14 protein-coding genes and 1 pseudogene are annotated in these 15,874 nt (G+C 55.5%); 5 read left to right on the top strand and 10 right to left on the bottom strand.

Features of this window, described 5'->3' with window-relative positions; all coding sequences use genetic code 11:
* Nucleotides 1–47: 47 nt before the first annotated feature.
* The 7 genes from AB8846_RS20310 to mntR form a co-directional block, all read right to left on the bottom strand.
* Nucleotides 48–1,424, bottom strand: a complete 1,377-nt coding sequence (locus tag AB8846_RS20310) for a glycoside hydrolase family 1 protein (RefSeq protein ID WP_370733527.1) — start codon at nucleotides 1,422–1,424, stop codon at nucleotides 48–50.
* A gap of 160 nt (nucleotides 1,425–1,584) precedes the next feature.
* On the bottom strand, nucleotides 1,585–2,625 hold the full coding sequence (locus AB8846_RS20305) for an aldo/keto reductase (protein WP_370733526.1): 1,041 nt from the start codon (nucleotides 2,623–2,625) through the stop codon (nucleotides 1,585–1,587).
* A gap of 104 nt (nucleotides 2,626–2,729) precedes the next feature.
* The gene (locus AB8846_RS20300) at nucleotides 2,730–4,253 is read right to left on the bottom strand and encodes an efflux transporter outer membrane subunit (RefSeq protein WP_370733525.1); all 1,524 of its coding nucleotides are present in this window, start codon (nucleotides 4,251–4,253) and stop codon (nucleotides 2,730–2,732) included.
* The gene (locus AB8846_RS20295) at nucleotides 4,253–5,824 is read right to left on the bottom strand and encodes a DHA2 family efflux MFS transporter permease subunit (RefSeq protein ID WP_063143090.1); all 1,572 of its coding nucleotides are present in this window, start codon (nucleotides 5,822–5,824) and stop codon (nucleotides 4,253–4,255) included. The genes AB8846_RS20300 and AB8846_RS20295 overlap by 1 nt, the downstream gene beginning before the upstream one ends.
* Nucleotides 5,821–6,915, bottom strand: a complete 1,095-nt coding sequence (locus AB8846_RS20290) for an HlyD family secretion protein (protein ID WP_331412929.1) — start codon at nucleotides 6,913–6,915, stop codon at nucleotides 5,821–5,823. Before AB8846_RS20290 ends, AB8846_RS20295 begins: the two co-directional genes overlap by 4 nt.
* Before the next feature lie 101 nt (nucleotides 6,916–7,016).
* A complete protein-coding gene (locus tag AB8846_RS20285; protein ID WP_370733524.1) occupies nucleotides 7,017–8,126 on the bottom strand; it encodes an anion transporter in 1,110 nt (369 codons plus the stop codon).
* Nucleotides 8,123–8,596 carry a manganese-binding transcriptional regulator MntR gene (gene mntR, locus AB8846_RS20280; protein WP_023335001.1) on the bottom strand — a complete coding sequence of 158 codons (474 nt, stop codon included), beginning with the start codon at nucleotides 8,594–8,596 and terminating at the stop codon, nucleotides 8,123–8,125. Before mntR ends, AB8846_RS20285 begins: the two co-directional genes overlap by 4 nt.
* Before the next feature lie 183 nt (nucleotides 8,597–8,779).
* Here mntR and mntS point away from each other — a divergent pair, with 183 nt between their 5' ends.
* Nucleotides 8,780–8,908, top strand: coding sequence for a manganase accumulation protein MntS (mntS, locus tag AB8846_RS20275; protein WP_014831181.1), 129 nt, complete (start codon nucleotides 8,780–8,782; stop codon nucleotides 8,906–8,908).
* 283 nt (nucleotides 8,909–9,191) lie between these two features.
* Complete coding sequence (locus AB8846_RS20270) at nucleotides 9,192–10,775, top strand: phosphoethanolamine transferase (RefSeq protein ID WP_370733523.1); 1,584 nt, start codon at nucleotides 9,192–9,194, stop codon at nucleotides 10,773–10,775.
* Nucleotides 10,776–10,876: 101 nt separating this feature from the next.
* Here AB8846_RS20270 and ompX read toward each other — a convergent pair whose 3' ends face one another.
* On the bottom strand, nucleotides 10,877–11,395 hold the full coding sequence (gene ompX, locus AB8846_RS20265) for an outer membrane protein OmpX (RefSeq protein WP_024908709.1): 519 nt from the start codon (nucleotides 11,393–11,395) through the stop codon (nucleotides 10,877–10,879).
* A gap of 354 nt (nucleotides 11,396–11,749) precedes the next feature.
* Here ompX and rhtA point away from each other — a divergent pair, with 354 nt between their 5' ends.
* Together rhtA and dps are read left to right on the top strand one after the other, a co-directional pair.
* Nucleotides 11,750–12,637, top strand: a complete 888-nt coding sequence (gene rhtA / locus AB8846_RS20260; protein ID WP_247824905.1) for a threonine/homoserine exporter RhtA — start codon at nucleotides 11,750–11,752, stop codon at nucleotides 12,635–12,637.
* A gap of 299 nt (nucleotides 12,638–12,936) precedes the next feature.
* Nucleotides 12,937–13,440, top strand: a complete 504-nt coding sequence (gene dps / locus AB8846_RS20255) for a DNA starvation/stationary phase protection protein Dps (protein ID WP_010428924.1) — start codon at nucleotides 12,937–12,939, stop codon at nucleotides 13,438–13,440.
* 26 nt (nucleotides 13,441–13,466) lie between these two features.
* Here the strand turns inward: dps and AB8846_RS20250 are convergent.
* Together AB8846_RS20250 and AB8846_RS20245 are read right to left on the bottom strand one after the other, a co-directional pair.
* Nucleotides 13,467–13,671, bottom strand: a pseudogene (locus tag AB8846_RS20250) (IS4 family transposase); the annotation flags it as partial.
* A 200-nt stretch (nucleotides 13,672–13,871) separates the two neighbouring features.
* Nucleotides 13,872–14,603 (bottom strand): hypothetical protein, encoded by a 732-nt coding sequence (locus AB8846_RS20245; RefSeq protein ID WP_032661271.1) that lies wholly within the window; start codon nucleotides 14,601–14,603, stop codon nucleotides 13,872–13,874.
* Nucleotides 14,604–14,928: 325 nt separating this feature from the next.
* Here AB8846_RS20245 and AB8846_RS20240 point away from each other — a divergent pair, with 325 nt between their 5' ends.
* A complete protein-coding gene (locus AB8846_RS20240) occupies nucleotides 14,929–15,429 on the top strand; it encodes an SHOCT domain-containing protein (RefSeq protein ID WP_029740617.1) in 501 nt (166 codons plus the stop codon).
* Nucleotides 15,430–15,874: the final 445 nt, after the last annotated feature.

Raw genomic sequence — 15,874 nt, 5'->3', positions numbered from 1 at the left:
GATAGTTCCCATCAATCAGTCACAAAAACGGCCCGGCAGCGTACGGCTTACATCTCGCGTCCGTTGGTATGGATAACCTGTTTTAACCACGCGTAGCTCTTCTTCGGCACGCGCTTCAGGTCTTTCAGGTCGTGGTTTTCACGGTTGACATAGACCACGCCGTAGCGCTTACGCATGTCGCCCTGAGAGCTGAGAATGTCGATCAACCCCCAGCCGAGGTAGCCGATCACCTCTGCCCCGTCCTCGAACATCGCCTCCTTCATGGCCTCGATATGCGCCCGGTGGTAGTCGATGCGGTAGGTGTCGTCGATCGGGTTTACGCCGTCCCAGGACTCAATCACCCCAATGCCGTTCTCGATCGGGAACACCGGCAGGCGCCAGTCGTTGGCGTAGCGGGTGATGATGGTGCGAAAGCCCAGCGGATCGATCTGCCAGTTCCACTCGGTGGCCTTCAGGTACGGGTTGTTTTTCTCGCCGTGCAGCAGGTAATCGTTCACCGGCGTGCCTTCCGGGATCGCATCGCTGTCCAGCGTTTTGCTGGCGTAGTAGCTGAAGGCCATATAGTCGTTTCTGGTGCGCGCCAGCAGCGCTAAATCCTCGGCGCGATAGATATCGCCAAAGCCCTCCTGCTCCACCACCGCCATCACCGCCGGGCTGTAGCCCTGCCCGGCGAAGACGCGCAGCAGGTTCTGGTTGAGGAATTCGTCGTACTGCTGGGCGCAGAAGATATCGCGCGGCTTGCAGGTGGCCGGGTAGACCAGCTGGTGCGCCAGCATGCCGCCCATCAGCTGGCCCGGTCTGGTCTGGTGCAAATACTCGGTCAGCGCCATGTGCGCCACCATCGTATGGTGCTGCAGCTCGTACAGCTCGCGCAGGGTTTTCTCGCCTTTCATATAGCCCGAAATACGGAACGCTTCCGGCATGTGGAAGATGTTCTGCTCGTTGAAGGTCAGCCAGTACTTCACGCGGTCGCCATAGCAGTCGATCATCTTTTTGCCGTAGCGGATAAAGGCCTCCATCACACGGCGGTCGTTGAAGCCGTTGTACTCCTGCGCCAGCGCCAGCGGCATATCGAAGTGGTAAAGACAAACCATCGGCTCGATGCCGCGGGCGATCAGATCGTCGATAAAATGGTCGTAAAACGCTATGCCTTCGTCGTTGAACGCGCCGTCGCCCTGCGGGCAGACGCGGCTCCATGAAATCTGGAATCGGTAGCAGTTCATGCCCAGATCCTGCATCAGGTCGAAATCTTCCCGGTAGCGGTGGTAGGAGTCGGTCGCGACTTTCCAGTCGGAGATATTCTCCCCGGCTTCGCGAATGTCGTACACCGACATGCCTTTCCCGCCCTCGTTCCAGGCCCCTTCCGTCTGCATGCTGGACACCGAGTTGCCCCATAAAAAATTGGCTGGCAGCTGATTGTTCATATTCACTCCCTATATGACTAGTCATTTAAAATCTCATGACTAGTCATATAGGCGAAGATGAAAGGACGATCAAAGAGGAGGATCGTTTTTTGTGAGATGGATTGAAATAATGACCAGGGAAGTAGCCCCGGCAAGCGAAGCGCCACCGGGGAAAGGAAGGTTATTGTTGTGCAAGCTGATTGCGGCGATATTCTCCCTGGCGCTCCAGCATCCAGCCGGGATACTCGCGAGGCAGCGCGCTCACCGCATCAAGCTGTTTAAGCTCGTCTTTGCTTAAGCGGATCCCGGTCGCGGCGATATTGTCGTCCAGCTGATCGACGCGTTTGGCCCCGATAATCACGCTGGTCACGGCCTTTTGATGCAGCAGCCACGCCAGCGCGATTTGCGCGACGGAGACGCCCTTGCTTTCGGCAATCACGCGCATCACGTCCACGCAGTCGAAGGCGCGATCTTTATCCACCGGCGGGAAGTCGAACGCCAGACGGCGGCCACCGGCTTCACTCTGCCCGTCGCGGCCATATTTTCCACTCAGCAGGCCGCCCGCCAGCGGGCTCCAGACCATCAGCCCGACGCCTTCGCTCTGCATCATCGGCACCAGCTCGCGCTCCAAATCGCGCCCGGCAATGGTGTAATACGCCTGCAGCGACGCGAAACGCGCCAGCCCAAGACGTTCAGAAATACCGAGCGCTTTGGCAATCTGCCACGCCGCCCAGTTCGAGACGCCGATGTAGCGCACGTGGCCGTGCTGCACCAGGTTATCCAGCGCGTAGAGCGTCTCTTCAATCGGCGTTGCGGGGTCAAAGCCGTGAAGCTGGTAGAGATCGATATGATCGAGCTGCAGGCGGCGCAGGCTCTCCTTCACGCTGCTGACGATGTGATAGCGCGAGCTGCCGCGCGAGTTCACCCCTGCCGTTCCCGTTTCGCCGAACGCTTTCGTGGCGACCACCACGCTCTCGCGCGGGATTTTCAGGTTTTTCAGCGCCTGACCGGTGATCTCCTCCGATCGCCCCTCCGAGTAAACGTCTGCGGTGTCGATAAAGTTGATCCCGGCATCCAGCGCGCGGCCCACCAGCTGCTCGGCCTCACTTTGCTGGAGCTGGCCAATCTTGCCCCACATGCCGCCCTCACCGCCGAAGGTCATGGTGCCGAGGCACAGTTCAGAAACGAACAGACCGGTGTTGCCCAGTTTTTGATAACGCATAAGTTATTCCTCGCATGTCGATTGGGTACCCGATAGTTATACCCGCCCCTCAGCCATCGCGAATGTGGCGTTCCTGTCCGTTTCTTGCCCAATCCTCTAAATATTTATCCGCGCGGGGCGTCGCCAAAGACGCTGTAGTCCGGTAATTGCACCTGCTGATACGGCTCCCACCCGCCGCCGAGCGCCTTGTAGAGCGCCACCAGATCGAGCGCGCTCTGCACCTGCGCCTGTGCGCGCTGCTGCTGGGCCTGCGCCAGCTGACGCTGGGCGTCCAGCACGTCGATAAAGCTGGCGATCCCCTGCCGGTAGCTGTCGCTTGCCAGGTCAAAGGCGTTTTGCAGGGCGTCGATCGTTTTTGCGAGACCCGCTTCACGCTGCTGGTCGGTGCGATAGCTCACCAGCGCGTTTTCAACATCGCCGAGCGCGGTCAGCACCGTCTGGCGATAGTCCAGCACCGCCGCACCCTGCTGCGCGCGCGCCACCTTCACGCTGGAGACCAGTCGACCGCCCTGGAAGATGGGAATAGAGACCTGCGGGCCGAAGCTGTAGAAGTGGCTGCTCCAGTCGGTCAGCCAGTTGCTTTCGCTGTTGCGCAGGCCAAACTGCCCGGAGAGCGTAAAGCTCGGGAACAGCTCCGCCACCGAGACGCCGATTTGCGCCGTGGCGGCATGAAGATTCGCCTCCGCTTCGCGCACGTCCGGACGGCGGCGCGCCAGCGTGGACGGAATGCCCGTTTGCACAATATCCGGCAGGGCAGGCATCGGCTGCACGCTTTGCAATTCCGCATCCAGCGCCCCCGGCGGCTTGCCGAGCAGGATCGCCAGGCCGTTCATCGCCTGCCGCTCCTGCGCCTGATATTGCGGAAGCTGTGCTTCAAGGTTGCCTAACTGCGCCCGGGCGTTTTCCACGTCCATCTGCGGCGACAGCCCGCCCCGCTGGCGGCTTTCGGTCAGATCCAGCGTCTGCTGCGCGCTTTTAATCTGGGTGTTCAGCGTGGCGATAATGCTCTGCGCCCCGCGCAGCTGTAGCCACGCGCGCGCCACTTCGGCTTCCAGCGACACCAGCGCGTCGTTACGCTGCTCGATAGCCGCTTTCTGCTGCGCTTCGGCGGCTTCCACCTGACGACGCACCTTGCCCCACAGGTCGATTTCCCACTGGGCGTCGAAGCTGCCCTGGTAGAGATTAACCGGCTGCGTCAGCGGCCCCAGCGCGCCTTTCAGGTTGGGATCGATGCTGTCCACCTGGTCGTAAACGCCGTGAGATTTCAGCTCCCCTTCCAGCCCAAGCTGCTGCCGCGTCGCCTGCAGATTGCCGTTCACCGACGGATAAAACGCCCCGCCCGCCTGGTTAATCTGTTCACGCGCCCCGGCGATGCGCAGCACCGTCTGCTGCAGCGTCAGGTTTCCGGCGATGGCGCGTTCAACCAGGCTGTCGAGCTGCGGCGAGCCGAACGTTTTCCACCAGCGCGGATTGGTCGCGGCGGAGGTGGTTTGCGACTTCACCGCGCTGTCGCCTTTATCGTTCCAGTGCGTGACGGAAGGTGGCGCGGGCTGCTGGTAGTCCGGCCCGACGGCGCAGCCCACCAGCAGCATCATTATCATCAGAGGGTGTAAACGTCTGTGTATCATCAATGTGCTCCTGCACTCCCCTCGCTCTTAACCGGCGAGAGCAACAAACAAAACGGAATCAGTAACAAGGCCACCGCGCTCAGGATGGTGAAGACGTCGATGTAGGCCAGAATGCGTGACTGCTCAATCATGGTCTGGTACATGCGCCCGGTGGCGATGCCGGTGGGATCGCCCACCTGCGTGGTGAAATTCTGGATTGCCTGCGCGCTTTCGCGTATCGCCTGCTGGAACTGCTCGTTAAACGGCGAGGCGTGGTACGCAAGGTGCGCGCTGTGCGCCTGCGCCCGTTCAGTGATGGCAGCCGTCGAGAGCGATATGCCAATCGAGCCCGCCACGTTACGGAACATGGTGAACAGCGCTGCCGCATCGGCGTTCAGCCGCCTCGGAATCGAAATAAAGGCAATGGTGGTCAGCGGCACAAACAGGAACCCCAGCCCAATCGACTGGGCGCTGCGGAACAGCACCAGCGTTTCGAAGTCGATATCCGGCGTCAGCGTGCGCGACCAGAAGAACGACACCGCCAGACAGGTAAAGCCAAAGGCAATAATCCAGCGCGTCTGCACCACCGGCATCAGCTTCAGCACCAGCGGAATAGTTAACACAATCAGCACCGCCCCGGGCGACAGCACCAGCCCGGACCAGGTGGCGGTATAGCCCAGGTCCTGCTGCGCCAGCTGCGGGATCACCACCGAGCTGCCGTAGAGGATCATCGCCATTCCCGCCATCAGCAGGCTGGAAACGGCGAAGTTGCGGTCCTTCATGCAGTGCAGATCCACCACCGGCTTTTTGGCATACATCAGCCAGTAAATCGCGCCGATAATGCCGATAAGCGTTAATACCGCGAAAGTGCGGGTAAAGTTCGAGTTAAACCAGTCTTCGTCTTCTCCCCGGTCGAGCATCACCTGCAGGCAGCCCAGTCCCAGCGCGATCAGGCCGATCCCCGTCCAGTCGATGCTCAGCTTCTCTTTCGATTTGCTCTCCCACGGCGGATCTTCCAGCAGCTGGTAGATCGCCAGCACCGTCACAATCCCCACCGGAATATTGATAAAGAACACCCAGCGCCACGAGTAGTTATCGGTGATCCAGCCGCCCAGAGTCGGGCCGAGTACCGGCGCAACGATAATCGCAATGGAGGACAGACCAAACGCTTTGCCCCTGTCCTCAGGCTTGAAGTAGTCGAGCAGCACCGACTGCTGCGTGGGCTGCAGCCCGCCGCCAAAAAAGCCCTGCATCACGCGGAACAGGATGATCTGCCACAGCTCGGTGGCGATGCCGCACAGGAACGAGCAGACGGTAAACATCACAATACAAATCAGGAAGAACTGCTTGCGGCCAAACACCCGGCTTAGAAACGCCGAGATGGGCAGCACGATGCCGTTCGCGACCAGATAGCTGGTTAACACCCAGGTGGATTCGTCATAGCTGGACGAGAGCGAACCCGCCACGTGGGGCAGCGCCACGTTGACGATGGTGGTGTCCAGAATTTCCATAAACACCGCCAGGGTGACGACAATCGCCACCGCCCACGGATTACTGGCAGGTTTCCAGCTGTCGTGGCTGTGATCCGTCATTCCACCGTCACCTTCGGTGCAACCGACAGCCCCAGCGGCAGCGGTTTGTTCGGATCGAGGCCTTTATCAATCACGATTTTGACCGGCACGCGCTGCACAATTTTGACGAAGTTACCGGTGGCATTTTCTGCCGGGAAGGCGGAGAAGCGTGAGCCGCTGCCCTGCTGGATACTGTCTACGTGGCCCTCAAGCTCCATATCCGGCCACGCGTCTACGGACACGGTGACCTTATCGCCCGGCTTCATGCGCTCAAGCTGCGACTCTTTAAAGTTCGCAACCACCCACACGTTCGGGGAAACCAGCGAGAACAGCGCCGTTCCCGCCTGCACCAGCGTGCCGGGCTGCACGTTGCGTTTGGTGACAACGCCGTCGAACGGGGCGCGGACTTCGGTATAAGAGAGGTTAAGGTTGGCGGTTTCCAGCTGCGCTTTAGCCTGATCGACCTGACGCTCGCGCGCTTCGACGTTGGTTTCCTGCTGGCGGATTTGCAGCTGTACCTGCTCCGCCACTTCCAGCTGCGCCTGGGCGCTCGCCAGCCCTGCCTGGGCGCTTCGCAGCTGAGCGTTCGCGGAATCAATACTTTGCTGGGTGGTCGCGCGCGGGTCAACGCCGCGCTGACGGCGGTACTCCGCCTGCGCGTTTGCCATATCGGCCTGCGCTTTCAGCACCTGCGCTTTGGCTTCGTCACGCTGGGCGGGATATTGCACCTTCGAGAGCGCCAGCTGCGCCTGCGCCTGATGCAGCTGAGCAAGCGCCAGTCCAAGCTGGGCCTGAGCCTGATCGCGCTGCGCGGTGGTATCACGCGGATCGATAACCACCAGCAGATCGCCCTTTTTTACGCGCTGGTTGTCGCGCACGCGCAGCTCGGTGACGTAGCCCGCCGTTTTGGGGGCAATGGTCACCACGTCGCCGTCGGTAAAGGCGTCGTCGGTCGTCTCTTCGTTACGGGTTAAAATCCACCAGACCAGCGCCACGACGACCATTACCACCACGACAATGCCGAGGATAATTAACGGTTTCTTGCCCGGGCGCTTACGCTCATTATTGTTTTTGGCCTGCTCGTCAGCAGGCGGGTTTTGATCTTCAGCCATAGGTCAGCAACGGTCCTGTCAGTGAGCGGCATCACACTATGCCGTTCACTAAAGCTAGGACGTTGCTATACGTTTGCCAGGAAAAACTGACAAATTGCGCACTATATGAGAAGGAATAGTCCGAAACCGATGGCCGCGGCCCAAACCAGCATTGGAATCGACCAGATGTGGAAACGCCACCAGATGCGACGGTCGTTGGCCATACGCAGGGCAATCAGGTTTGCCAGCGAACCGGGCAGCAGCCCGAACCCGCCGATGTTCACCGCCCAGGCCAGGAGCGTATCGGGCGGAACATAGTTGAGCAGGAGAATAGTGGACGGCACGTTGCTGATAAACTGCGACAGGCCAATCGCCGTCAGCCACAGTCCCGGCTGAGACAGCGTGCTGACGCTGTGCAGCACGTTTTGCAGCACCGGAAGCTGAATAAGAAGATGCACATCAATAAACATCGCCATAAAGACCAGCAGAAGCGTCCAGTCCACGCTCACCAGCACGCGACGCGCCAGGACGACAAACCCTGCGGCAACGAGCAGGACGCCCGCCAGCTCATACTTCAGCTCCAGCGCGAGCAGAAAGACGATGTATAACCCGAGACAGCTCCAGACCAGACGAGGCTGCCACTGCGGGCCGGTTGTTCCACTGTGGTACTGCAGCTTTTTATCCGGAAACGCAAACCAGCACACCGCCAGCAGCGACAGCATCATGACCAGCGCCAGAGGGGCCATCTGCCAGGTAAAGGCGGCGAACGACAGACCGGAACGTCCCCAAAGAAGGATATTTTGCGGATTGCCGATTGGCGTCAGAAGTGAGCCTGCATTGACGGCCAGCGCTTCAAAGATGATCAAGCGGCTTACCGGGATCTCGCACAGCTTACGCAGCGTAAGCGTGAGAGGCACGATGATAAACAGCGCCACATCGTTGGTCAGAAACGTCGACAGCACCGCGGCGGAGAACACCATAAACAGGGACAGCCTGCGTTCGGTGGCAAAGCGGCGCACCATTTTACGTCCCAGGACGTCAAAATAGCCGCTTAGCTCGACCCCTTTGGTGAGCATCATCAGGCCGCTCAGGGTAATGATGGTGCGCCAGTCAATCGCGGCGGGCCAGGCGTGTGGGGCAAACGGCACAAAGAGGCTTAACGCTGCGCCAATAAGTAATAAGAGATGGAAGAAACGATCGCGTGCCAGGGCCTGCAGTCCAGGGATTTTCATTCAGCGGAGGGACCATATTTCAGCGTAAATTCACGAAACTTCACCAGCGTCTCTTCGCTAACGTGGTGTTCCATTCCTTCCGCATCCCGGCGGGCGATCTCCGGGCTGACGCCCAGCACCAGTAAAAAATTCTCGACAAGCTGATGGCGCTCGCGGCTCTCCTGCGCGAGTTTCTCCCCTTCCGGCGTCAGAAAAACACCGCGCCAGGGGATCATTTCAATTAAGCCCACGGAGGCCAGGCGTTTTAACATTTTAGCGACAGTTGGCTGAGAAACCCCCAGCCTGGCGGCCATATCGACCTGACGCGCTTCCCCGACCTCGCGGATCAGATCGGAAATGAGTTCGACATAATCGTCAATCAGCTCACGCCGGTGCGCTTCACGGACCTGGCGAAAACCTTCGACATGTTCTTCAACATTCACCAGTTGCGTCGTTTTCCTCATTGTTGGCTTACCTGCGCGACGGTTCATTGTACTTCCTCAGTGGGGTGACGCTTCCAGCGCCCGGTATCGAGAGCGCACATTGTAAACCATCCCTTCACAAGCACAAAAAATTAACGAAATAGCCATAGCTATACAATATAGCCTGTGCTATATCTGTATGTAATGCAGTCACCCTTCACGGATCGAAGGGATCAAAAATCAGGAGGTCTTATGAACGAATTCAAGAGGTGCATGACCGTGTTTACCCACTCTCCCTTTAAAGTGCGCTTAATGCTGTTGAACATGCTGTGCGATATGTTTAACAACAAACCGCATCAGGACGACAAACCTTCCCACTAAGCGGCGTTGCGGTACGCCGCTTCATTTTCCCGTCACAATCTCGCTGTAAACTGGCTTCCAGCCGCCTTATTCCCGATCTTTTTTACGGATTTGCAATCCCCTTCGCAAAACATCTGCTTAGCAACTGTTGATATTATTTAGCGCTCGCACTATCTTCTTGCAGCCCTGCACAATTTGCGGCTCGCTGAAGCGGACCCTCATTCCCTCTCCACGCACTGTCAGGCAGGTTATGACCCTTGACGCCAGGGTGAGCACATGGCGTTTTCATCCATGATAGTGACCTATGAATGTAACCCTGATAGATACCGTTGTGACCCGCAGCCGGGCCTTAAGCCCGTGGACGGGTTTTTACTTTTTGCAGTCATTACTGATTAACTTTGCGCTGGGTTATCCCTTTAGTCTGCTCTACGCGGTGGCGTTCACCTGCGTTCTGCATGTGCTGTGGCGAGCCGCACCGCGCGCGCAAAAAGCGTTAATCGGGATCTGTTCGCTGGTTGCTGCACTCTATTTCCCGTTTGGTCAGGCTTACGGCGCACCAAACTTTAATACCCTGCTGGCGCTGCACTCGACCAATATGGAAGAGTCGACGGAGATCCTGACGATCTTCCCGTGGTACAGCTACGTGGTTGGGCTCTTTATCTTCGCGCTGGGCGTTATCGCCATCCGCCGTCAGTCTGGCGAGAAAAAATCCTGGGGTAAGATCGAAATACTCTGTCTGGTGTTCAGCATTGCCGTGGCCTTTGTCGCCCCCATCCAGAATATTCCTTGGGACGGTAAGCTCAGGCTCATCAATATCGGCTATCCGGTTTTCCGCTTCGTGAAAGACGTCGTTGTAAATAATAAAGAGGTGCTCGACGAACAGGCCCGCATGGCTGAGCTTTCCAATATGAAAGACACCTGGAACGTGCTGGCCGTTAAGCCGAAATATCACACCTATGTGGTGGTGATTGGCGAAAGTGCCCGTCGCGATGCAATGGGAGCCTTCGGCGGACACTGGGATAACACGCCGTTTGCCAATTCGGTCAAAGGCACGCTGTTTACCGATTATGTCGCGGCCAGCGGCTCGACGCAGAAATCGCTCGGCCTGACGCTTAACCGCGTCGTCGACGGCAAACCTCAGTATCAGGATAATTTTGTCACCCTGGCAAACCGCGCGGGTTATCAGACCTGGTGGTTCTCCAATCAGGGACAGATTGGCGAATACGATACGGCCATCGCCAGTATCGCCAGGCGTGCCGACGAAGTGCAGTTCCTGAAGAACGGCGACTTTGAAGCCGACAAAAACACCAAAGACGAAGCGCTGTTGAAAATGACGGCACAGGTCTTCGCCACCCCGCGCACCCAGCCTCAGCTGATCGTCCTGCACCTGATGGGGTCGCACCCGCAGGCCTGCGATCGGACCGGCGGGAAGTACGCGGAGTTCGTGCAGTCCAAAGAGACGTCTTGCTATCTCTACACCATGACGCAAACCGACGACCTGCTGAGCAAGCTGTACGATCAGCTACGCAATACGGGCGACAGCTTCTCCATGGTCTATTTCTCGGATCACGGGCTGGCGTTTAAAGAGCGTGGTAAAGAGGTGCAGTACCTGGCGCACGATGACAAGTTCCAGCAGAACTTCCAGGTGCCGTTTATGGTGCTGTCGAGTGATGATAAAACGCATCGCGTTATTAAAGCGCGTCGTTCAGCTAACGATTTCCTGCAGTTCTTCTCGCAGTGGACGGGGATTAAAACCGAGCAGATAAAAAATGCTTATCCGTTTGTCTCTAACAAGAAAGCTCCCCCAGTGTACGTTACCAACTTCAAGTTACAGAAAGTTGACTATAACCATCTGGGTACGGATATTTTTGATATTAAGAGTAAGTAGCGGTCTGATGCCCTCACCCTGACCCTCTCCCACGGGGAGAGGGAAAAAGATAAAAAAAATCCGCCACATTGGGCGGATTTTTTATTAGCTCACCGGAGTGATTAGAAGCGGTAACCTACGCCCGCGATCCAGGTGCCAACGTCAACGTTGCGGATACGGCTCTGCTCATAGGAGAAGTCCAGAGCAACGTCCTGGATTGGGTTGAACTGCAGGCCTGCGCCATAGGAGAAACCGTAGTCGCTGTTGCTTGCAGTGCGGTTCAGACCCTGGTTTTCGGTCTGCTGGAATTTACCGTAGCCAACACCTACAACACCGTAGATGCTTGCCCAGTCATTCAGACGGTAAGCTGGACCAGCAGTGATACCGTAGTACTGGCCTTTGTTGTATGCGCCGTTTTCAGAACGATCTTTCTCGGTGTAGGTGAAAGAACCGATCACGCCCAGTGGGTTGTTATCCTGCTCGTAGCGATACTTCAGGTTGAAACCGTTAGCTTTGTTCATCACGCCCTGATAGTCGCTCTGAGCGTAACCACCAGTAACAGTAGAAGTAGCAGCTACAGCGGTACCTGCGGAAACAGCCAGTACAGCGGCCAGTGCTGAAAGACATGCAATTTTTTTCATAACCACCTCAAATGTGCTTCAAGTAAGTCCGTAAGTCATAAATATATCAAAAAAAATTGCGAAACTCTTTGTGATTCGTGATGTCTAATGAAACCTTTCCTGTAACAGAACGTTTCCAGCGTCAGCTATCTCTTTCAAATCACATGCAATTTTCACTACTAAATGCGCATAGTGCGCGTACGCGCCGTTACATTCATCCAGATTATTCCTAATCTATCAGGCGATAAATCCACCAGCGCTTAACCATTTTACGGATTTCACGAGGTTTTTTTTCAACAGCGCCTCAACCGTTGCCGCTTATTTCCTTTACACTGCAACCTTTACCTCATTTGACATAAGCTGACAGGAGAAAGGATGCCTGGGTTATCCCGCACGTCGTCGGTCTGGCTGCCGGTCGCAGTCATACTCATTGCCATGTTGTCCATTCAAAGCGGTGCTTCGCTTGCAAAATCACTTTTTCCGCTGGTCGGTGCACCTGGGGTGACGGCCCTGCGTATCGTGCTGGGCACGGCGATACTGGTGGTCATTTTCAAACCCTGGCGTCTGCGCTTCAAAAAGGAGCAGCGTTTACCCCTGCTGTTTTATGGACTCTCCCTGGGGGCAATGAACTATCTGTTCTACCTCTCTATTCAGACGATACCGCTGGGGATCGCCGTCGCGCTGGAGTTTACCGGCCCGCTGGCGGTAGCGCTTTTCTCCTCGCGACGTCCGGTCGATTTTATCTGGGTCGTGCTAGCCGTTCTGGGGTTATGGTTCCTGCTTCCCCTGGGCCAGAATGTCGCTGAGATCGATCTGACGGGCGCAGCCCTGGCGCTGGGTGCAGGCGCCTGCTGGGCTGTCTATATACTCACGGGCCAGCGTGCGGGAGAAGAGCACGGTCCGGCGACCGTCGCGTTGGGGTCACTGATCGCAGCTATCGTCTTTGTGCCCATCGGCATGGCGCAGGCTACCGAATCTATATGGCAATGGTCCGTCATGCCCATCGGGCTGGCGGTCGCGATTCTCTCTACCGCACTCCCCTACTCTCTGGAGATGATTGCCCTTACGCGTCTGCCGACACGCATATTTGGCACCCTGATGAGCATGGAGCCTGCGCTAGCCGCCATTTCCGGGATGGTGTTTCTCGGCGAAACACTCACATTGACCCAGACCCTGGCGCTCTGCTCGATTATCGCGGCATCAATGGGCTCGACGCTCACCATGCGCCCTGAACCTAAAGTTGAGAAGGTTGATATCAGCTAAGGGCATATATTCTGCATGGCTTCCACGCCATGCAGAATAAAGGCCAGAACGACAGTCGTTATAATTTCTTACACACTTTACGCTATTTGCGAAATATCCCTCTGCGTTTACATCCCCATTCAGCAATTAAGATTGATCTGTATCAATTTCAAATTTATCCATTAATTTCAAGTAATTAAATTCTCAACCTCCTTCTCGCTATTAAACCGATAGGCACAGCCAAACCGCAGACAAAAAATCCGGTGCTATACTTAGTTCCGTAATTACCTGGGACATAAACATCAAGAGGATATGAGATTATGAGTACCGCTAAACTGGTGAAAACGAAAGCGTCTAATCTGCTTTATACCCGTAACGATGTATCGGATAGCGACAAAAAAGCGACCATTGAGTTGCTGAATCGCCAGGTGATCCAGTTCATCGATCTTTCGCTGATCACCAAACAGGCCCACTGGAATATGCGCGGTGCAAACTTTATTGCCGTTCATGAAATGCTGGATGGCTTCCGCACAGCACTGGTGACCCACCTCGATACGATGGCTGAACGTGCCGTTCAGTTAGGCGGCGTGGCGCTGGGCACCACGCAGGTGATCAACAGCAAAACGCCTCTGAAGAGTTATCCGCTGGATATCCATACCGTTCAGGATCACCTGAAAGAGCTGGCGGACCGCTACGCGATTGTGGCCAATGATGTTCGCAAAGCGATTGGCGAAGCCAAAGACGAGGATACCGCAGACATTTTCACCGCCGCATCCCGCGACCTGGATCAGTTCCTGTGGTTTATCGAATCTAACATCGAGTAATTACCCTCGCCATGACGCGATGCCGTTCACATAAGCGGAGCGGCACTGTGTTTCACTGAAAAAGGGTTTTTGATATCTTAACCGCCCGCGGCCGACATGGTCGGGGGCGTTTTATTATGAACAACGCTTCCAGATTTCCACGCAGATGTTCCAGCTTTTTCGAGATGGTTCCTGGTGACGCTCTATTTCCAGCACTAGCATGTCCGTCGCTATAAGCCAGGACGCGATCTTGAGCAAGGTGTTAACGTCGGGTCGAGGATAAAAAAACAGCAGAGCGCATAATCGCTCTGCCGCCAAACGCTAATGCTTAATTTTTCGGCGAAAAAAGAGAGCAAGACATATGATACAAATCATATTTTCAATGAATGTTAAAAAAGCAGCCTCGCTGTTGGCCCTTCACTCACCCGAACAGACGAGGAAGCTTGCTGCCCTTACTGTTCAACGATCGAAATAACATTCCCGGTTCGCAGATCTACCCGCGCAGAGACAGTCTCTTTGACTACGCCACCAAAGGCGTTGGTGCCACGGAATGTGGTATCTATCGTGGCATGCGGATCGTCGGTCAGAACCAGATGATACCGTGTGGAGAGGTGTTTGTAGGAGGAATCATCATGCATGTCGGCTTTGATCATGGCCTCTAACGGACGATAAGCCCCGTTCCAACCGCTAAAATTATCCTGGAATGTATCGAAGTTGATGCGTTTTGCCAGCATCTCAGGACTGGAACGATATTCAGTGAAACACCAGTTCGCTATCACGCCAAACGGGGTGTCACCCTGCGTGGTGTAGCTGTTCTGGCTGACGCAGGCATAAAACCCCTCTTCTGACGCGACGGGCACCTGACGATATGCCATATAAGCAGCCACAATCTTGTGTCGCGTATCCTTACGCTCCCTACGATACTCGGTAAGGGTTTTATCGGCATATTTGAAAGGCGGCGGGGAGACATCCGCATTCTGCGGCTGATCCTGTTTTTTCACGACGGCCGGACTGCGGTCGGCCGGTAGCAGGATGGCATTGATTACGCAGAGGCCCAGAAAACCGCCCAGATAAACGGCACTGGCTTGCTTACGACCGGGCATTTTGACCAGCGAAGGTTTAATCAGGCCAATAATAAAGGCCACAAACAGAATAAATGCGATTAAAGAAAGAAAAGTGCTCATCCTTATCCTTTTGACTGTATATATCCATTAAAAAACAACGTCATATTATCAGAAAATAAGATCTAATTAGGGAGTAATTCACTCTTATGCGCCAGCACCGGAAGAGACGTGGCGGTCGTCTTCATTCTGCCGGCAGGATTCTTCTTCGCATCCGCTCGCTGACCTCTCCGCGTCTGAAGCAGATCATCCGGTAAATACCGTGTACACAATCGCCTTTCAAGAAGTGCAGTTATCCCGGGTATGCAATATGATAGGTGATTCATTTTGCAGTGACTTCAATCCGATGCAGGCCAAATGCATCGGTCTTCTTAAAGGGAGTTTTTTGATGAAAGAAAATAAGCACGTCAGCAAATTCGAAGCAAACCATCTCAATCCTGGTGAAGCCGTTCTGCAGTGGGGAGAAGGCTATATCGGCAAAGTGATGGGACAGGGTAAGGACAAACAGCACAACGGTGTACTGATCGTTACGGGCCAGCGAGTGGCATTCTACCGTAAAGGTTTTCTCGGCGAGGTGATTGAGACTATCCCGTTAAAATCCATTACGTCGATTGAACGCAAGTCCACGCTGGGTCACCGGGTCATTCGGATCCATACTTCCCACGACGATCTGGAATTTAAGATGTTCAGCAAGGATGCAGAACTCGCCCTGATTGAGGCGATTGAAGCTGGCCGCGGAGTGAAGACGGAAACACCAATAGCCGAACCGGCTATGACCCATCAGGATCCCTATGAGCAGCTCAAAAAGCTTTCCGAACTCAAAGAGAGCGGGATCATTTCGGAAGAAGAATTCCAGGCCAAAAAAAGCAAATTAATGGAGCTGATTTAACGTTCCTTCCTCCGGGTTAACAGGGGAAATTATTGGATTCCGCAGCCAATTCACCGGAGAACGATTTTTGCTATCTTAATCGCCCTCGGCCTTGCTGGTCGGGGGCGTTTGTTGCCTCACGCCGTAATAGCGGTCCGCGGGAGCGATGTCAGCACCATTTTCTCCACGCCGTGCACCTCACAAGATATCCCTCGGACATATCAGTACTCTGGCAGTGAAGGTTTCTCTTTCCGTGCCTGTTTTGACACTTTCAGTTTCAGCTGCCTGTCCCCTGTGCCATTGGTGAGGGTTTTGCACATCTATGGTGCACAGTTTTTGTCTGCACACCTGCAAAAGTGAACGAAATGTAATAATCACTTCACACAACCGTTAACGGAAGATTGTTTTTTCGTCAGAATTTACGCTAAATATCTCCCCGTCAGTTGAGCCAAACGAAGCGCACCAA

This window comes from Enterobacter sp. KB-221C9 (assembly GCF_041320715.1).
GTDB classification, from domain to species: Bacteria; Pseudomonadota; Gammaproteobacteria; order Enterobacterales; family Enterobacteriaceae; genus Enterobacter; species Enterobacter asburiae_D.
This window is presented reverse-complemented; position numbering and strand designations above follow the sequence as displayed.

Bases quoted from the DNA above. Each gene is read 5' to 3' on its own strand.
- AB8846_RS20300 (WP_370733525.1), bottom strand. From the start codon at position 4,253: ATGATACACAGACGTTTACACCCTCTGATGATAATGATGCTGCTGGTG.
- dps (WP_010428924.1), top strand. From the start codon at position 12,937: ATGAGTACCGCTAAACTGGTGAAAACGAAAGCGTCTAATCTGCTTTAT.
- rhtA (WP_247824905.1), top strand. From the start codon at position 11,750: ATGCCTGGGTTATCCCGCACGTCGTCGGTCTGGCTGCCGGTCGCAGTC.
- AB8846_RS20305 (WP_370733526.1), bottom strand. From the start codon at position 2,625: ATGCGTTATCAAAAACTGGGCAACACCGGTCTGTTCGTTTCTGAACTG.
- ompX (WP_024908709.1), bottom strand. From the start codon at position 11,395: ATGAAAAAAATTGCATGTCTTTCAGCACTGGCCGCTGTACTGGCTGTT.
- mntR (WP_023335001.1), bottom strand. From the start codon at position 8,596: ATGAACCGTCGCGCAGGTAAGCCAACAATGAGGAAAACGACGCAACTG.
- AB8846_RS20245 (WP_032661271.1), bottom strand. From the start codon at position 14,603: ATGAGCACTTTTCTTTCTTTAATCGCATTTATTCTGTTTGTGGCCTTT.
- AB8846_RS20310 (WP_370733527.1), bottom strand. From the start codon at position 1,424: ATGAACAATCAGCTGCCAGCCAATTTTTTATGGGGCAACTCGGTGTCC.
- AB8846_RS20295 (WP_063143090.1), bottom strand. From the start codon at position 5,824: ATGACGGATCACAGCCACGACAGCTGGAAACCTGCCAGTAATCCGTGG.
- AB8846_RS20240 (WP_029740617.1), top strand. From the start codon at position 14,929: ATGAAAGAAAATAAGCACGTCAGCAAATTCGAAGCAAACCATCTCAAT.
- AB8846_RS20290 (WP_331412929.1), bottom strand. From the start codon at position 6,915: ATGGCTGAAGATCAAAACCCGCCTGCTGACGAGCAGGCCAAAAACAAT.
- AB8846_RS20270 (WP_370733523.1), top strand. From the start codon at position 9,192: ATGAATGTAACCCTGATAGATACCGTTGTGACCCGCAGCCGGGCCTTA.
- AB8846_RS20285 (WP_370733524.1), bottom strand. From the start codon at position 8,126: ATGAAAATCCCTGGACTGCAGGCCCTGGCACGCGATCGTTTCTTCCAT.
- mntS (WP_014831181.1), top strand. From the start codon at position 8,780: ATGAACGAATTCAAGAGGTGCATGACCGTGTTTACCCACTCTCCCTTT.